Raw genomic sequence first — 4,251 nt, 5'->3', positions numbered from 1 at the left:
TTGCGCGAGGAGGGGCTAGACTGATCTCTCGTGGCAGAGACTTCTCAGACTTCTGTAGCGGTGCTCGTCTCCGGATCGGGGACGTTGCTCCAGGCAATCCTGGATAACCAGGGCGCGTACCGGGTCGACCGTGTGGTCGCTGATGTGGAATGCCCGGGATTGGACCGGGCCCGCAAAGCTGGTGTGCGCACTGAGGTCGTGCCATTGGAGGGCGACCGAGAGGAATGGAACCGCAGGCTTGCTGATGCGGTGGGGGACCCGGATCTTGTGGTGTCCGCAGGATTCATGAAGATCGTCGGGGAGGCATTCCTCGAGCGATTCGAAGGTCGCCTGATCAATACCCACCCAGCATTATTGCCCGCATTCCCCGGTGCACATGCTGTGCGCGATGCTTTGGCGTACGGCGTGAAGGTCACTGGCACCACTGTCCATTACATCGATGCCGGTGTGGATACCGGCGAGATCATCGCCCAGCGTGCGGTCGACGTGCGCGCGGGGGAGACTGAAGAAGACTTGCACGAACGCATCAAGGAACTCGAGCGCGCTTTGATTGTGGATACGTTGAACCGCGCCGAAACCTCAACAACCGGAAAGGTCGAATTCCCAGCATGAGCAACCGCACTCCCATCAAACGCGCACTGATCAGCGTCTTCGATAAGACAGGCATCGAGGAACTCGCCGCAGCGCTCGCAGAAGCTGGTGTGGAGATCGTTTCCACTGGCTCCACGGCACAGCGCATCAAGGATTCTGGCGTGGATGTCACAGAGGTCGCTGACGTGACTGGCTTCCCGGAGGTGCTTGAGGGGCGCGTGAAGACTCTGCATCCGCACGTGCACGCCGGCATCCTGGCGGACCTGCGGAAGGAAGACCACGCGAAGCAGATCGCTGATCTGGGCGTGAAGCCATTCGAGCTCGTCGTGGTGAACCTGTACCCGTTCTCCGAAACGGTGGCTTCAGGCGCAGGTTTCGACGAGGTCGTCGAGATGATCGATATCGGCGGCCCGTCCATGGTGCGCGCAGCGGCGAAGAACCACCCGTCGGTGGCAATCGTTGTTGATCCGGCGAAGTACGGAGAAGTCGCGGACGCCGTCAAGGCAGGCGGTTTCGACGAGGATCAGCGCCGCCAGCTCGCAGCAGACGCGTTCAAGCACACCGCACTTTACGACGCCGCTGTGTCCACGTGGTTCGACGAGCAGCTGGGCAACCAGGATAAAGCGACGACACTCCGCTACGGCGAGAACCCGCACCAGGCAGCAAGCCTCATCTCCGACGGCACCGGGCTGGCCGGCGCCACCCAGCACGGCGGCAAGGAGATGTCCTACAACAACTACCAGGACGCCGACGCCGCATGGCGCGCTGCTTGGGACCACGAGCGTCCGTGCGTTGCCGTGATCAAGCACGCTAACCCGTGTGGCATCGCCGTGTCCGAGGATTCCATCGCCGAGGCCCACAAGAAGGCCCACGCCTGCGACCCGGTCAGCGCTTACGGCGGCGTGATCGCAGCTAACCGCGAGGTCACCCTCGAGATGGCGGAGCAGATCAAGCCGATTTTCACCGAGGTGATCATCGCGCCGAACTTTGCCGACGACGCTCTCGAACTGCTGCAGACCAAGAAGAACCTGCGCATCCTTACCGCTGAGAAACCGGAGCGAGAAGGCAAAGAGATTAAGCAGATCTCCGGCGGCACGCTTGTCCAGGACCGCGATATTTACCAGGCAGAAGGCGATAAGCCGGAGAACTGGGAGCTCGTCGCTGGCGAGGCCGCTGATGAGGCAACGCTGAAGGACCTTGAGTTTGCATGGAATGCCGTGCGCTGCGTGAAATCCAATGCCATTCTCATTGCACGTGACGGCGGTGCTGTCGGTGTGGGCATGGGCCAGGTCAACCGAGTGGACTCCGCGAAGCTCGCCGTCGATCGTGCGAACACCCTCGACGAGGGACGCAACCGCACCAACGGTGCAGTCGCCGCATCGGACGCCTTCTTCCCGTTCGCTGACGGCTTCCAGATTCTGGCTGATGCAGGCGTCAAGGCTGTCGTCCAGCCGGGTGGTTCCATCCGTGATGATGAAGTGATCGCCGCAGCAAAGGAAGCCGGTGTGACCATGTACCTCACCGGTACCCGTCACTTCGCGCACTAAGGTGTAATACGCGAAAAGAAGAATTTGCGGATTAAAGGACACAGCACGTGAGCAACCAGAATTGGCAGGACCCCTACCAGTACCAGCCGCCGAACTATCAGCAGCAACCCAACTACCAACAGCAGCCGCAGAAATCGAACACTGTGTTGGTAGTACTGGTCACGGTCTTGTCCATGCTCTTGTTGGGGCTGGCCGGATTCGCAGCATATTTCTTCTTCTGGCAAGAGGACACGAAGACGGAAGGCGCTGCTGCCATGACGAGCGTGTCTGAGGTTTCGTCGGCACCGAAATCCACCGTCACTGAAACAGTCGACGCACCACCGCCGGGCGATGATGACGATGAGGAAGAAGACGCGAAGCCGACTAAGAAGAAGGCGAGCTCGCGTTGCAACTATTCCTCGTGGGATGTCACCGACTCGCAGGTGACCACACCAGGCTTTGCACGTAATGTCTTCAACGATTTCAAGAGCACCTGCCGAAGTGAAGGCACTCCGAATGTCACTCTGACTGATGTGTACAGTCCGCGAACCGGCAAGTACTACACCATGACTTGCCGTGATCGCGGCGACCAGGTCGTGTGCACCGGTGGGCGTAACGCGGCTGTCTACATCTCGTGAGGCGCCAACTAACAGCTCTTGCAGGAGCCGGTGCATTGAGCTTGTCGGCCTGCACCATCGGGGATCCGCTCAATGAACCAACAGAAACTATCGACGTCACGACCGTGACCGAGACCAGGCCGCCTTCTGCCGAATCTGAGCAACCAAGCCACGAGAACCCCACACCAGAACCAACAGGTATGGATATCACTGATTCACTGAGCGCTGCTGTAGATTCCGTCATCGCTGCGCATGGGGGACAGGCAGCAGTGAGCATTGTTGGGGAACAGGAGTTCTCCGCCGGCGATGCCTCAGGTTTCGCATCGTGGTCCACGATGAAGGTGCCCGTTGCTATTGCTGCACTGAAAAGCCACCCGGAAATGACAGCGGAGGCTTCTAGCGCAATCCAAGTCTCGGATAATGGGGCAGCGGACCTGTTGTGGAATAGCACAACGCCAGAGGAAGTTGAGGCAGTGCTCGCAGAAGGGGATAGCCCGGTCACTGTCGAGCGCACCGTGACACGTCCTGGGTTCTCTTCCTTCGGGCAAACACAATGGTCCGTTTCTGAGCAGGCTCGGTTCGCTTCCCACCTTGGGTGCGTTACCGGGGCAGCACCGGTGCTTGATCTCATGAGCAATATCGCCGCAGGCCAGGCGTACGGTCTGGGCACGGTGCCGGGGGCGAGGTTCAAAGGGGGCTGGGGGCCGTCGATAAGCGGTGCATATGAGGTCCGCCAACTGGGACTTGTCCCTGATGCCGGTGGGCGCTCGATCGCTATTGCAATTGCTGCGAGCGCTGCGGACGGCACGTATGAATCAGGTCAGGCGATGCTGACCCAGCTCGTCACTGAGCTCACATCGGCGTTGAATGACGCGCCGGAAGCGATCTGCCAATAAGAAATCTCCCCCGCCTCCATCAATCAAGTGGAAGCGGGGGAGACTCGTCGAAACTCTACGCTGTCATCGTCAACCGGCTAATTAGCGGGTGGTGAACGGCAGGAGAGCCATCTCGCGCGCGTTCTTCACAGCGGTAGCGACCTGGCGCTGCTGCTGCGGCGTCAGGCCAGTGACGCGACGCGAGCGGATCTTGTGGCGATCGGAGATGAACAGACGCAAGGTCTCAATGTCCTTGTAGTCCACAGCTTCGATGCCCTTGGCCTTGAGCGGGTTCTTCTTCGGGCGGCGGGACTGCTCCATCCGCACCTTGCGGTTGTTATTGCGCTTCATTTACATGCACTCCCTTGCTTACCACGAGGACTTGCGGACGCCCGGCAGCTCACCGCGGTGGGCCATCTCGCGCATACGAACGCGGGACAGGCCGAACTTGCGGAGGTAGCCGCGGGGGCGGCCGTCGTGCGAGTCGCGGTTACGGACGCGAGCCGGGGAGGCATCGCGCGGCTGACGGTTGAGCTCAAACTGAGCCTCGAGACGGTCCTCGTCGGACGTCTCCGGGTTACGGATGATCGCCTTGAGCTCCTGACGGCGCTCAGCGTAACGCGCGACGATCTCCTTGCGCTT

At 60.5% G+C, this 4,251-nt stretch carries 6 protein-coding genes; 4 read left to right on the top strand and 2 right to left on the bottom strand.

Features of this window, described 5'->3' with window-relative positions:
- Positions 1-30: 30 nt before the first annotated feature.
- The 4 genes from purN to Q0X21_RS10060 are packed head-to-tail and all read left to right on the top strand — an operon-like array spanning position 31 to position 3,630.
- Positions 31-612 (top strand): phosphoribosylglycinamide formyltransferase, encoded by a 582-nt coding sequence (purN, locus tag Q0X21_RS10075; protein ID WP_297851739.1) that lies wholly within the window; start codon positions 31-33, stop codon positions 610-612.
- A complete protein-coding gene (gene purH, locus Q0X21_RS10070) occupies positions 609-2,138 on the top strand; it encodes a bifunctional phosphoribosylaminoimidazolecarboxamide formyltransferase/IMP cyclohydrolase (protein WP_297851738.1) in 1,530 nt (509 codons plus the stop codon). Before purN ends, purH begins: the two co-directional genes overlap by 4 nt.
- A gap of 47 nt (positions 2,139-2,185) precedes the next feature.
- Complete coding sequence (locus tag Q0X21_RS10065; protein WP_297851737.1) at positions 2,186-2,755, top strand: hypothetical protein; 570 nt, start codon at positions 2,186-2,188, stop codon at positions 2,753-2,755.
- 35 nt (positions 2,756-2,790) lie between these two features.
- Entirely contained in the window at positions 2,791-3,630 is an 840-nt protein-coding gene (locus Q0X21_RS10060) for a hypothetical protein (RefSeq protein WP_297851736.1), read from the top strand.
- 81 nt (positions 3,631-3,711) lie between these two features.
- Here the strand turns inward: Q0X21_RS10060 and rpsR are convergent, their stop codons facing one another.
- Both rpsR and rpsN read right to left on the bottom strand, forming a co-directional pair.
- Complete coding sequence (gene rpsR, locus Q0X21_RS10055; protein ID WP_076599274.1) at positions 3,712-3,960, bottom strand: 30S ribosomal protein S18; 249 nt, start codon at positions 3,958-3,960, stop codon at positions 3,712-3,714.
- An 18-nt stretch (positions 3,961-3,978) separates the two neighbouring features.
- The coding region (gene rpsN, locus Q0X21_RS10050; protein WP_297851735.1) for a 30S ribosomal protein S14 at positions 3,979-4,251 on the bottom strand (273 nt) is incomplete at its 5' end.

The organism is uncultured Corynebacterium sp., from assembly GCF_947253065.1.
Taxonomy (GTDB): domain Bacteria; phylum Actinomycetota; class Actinomycetes; order Mycobacteriales; family Mycobacteriaceae; genus Corynebacterium.
Note: the sequence above shows the minus strand (reverse complement) of the source record. Positions and strands in the feature narration are given on the sequence as shown.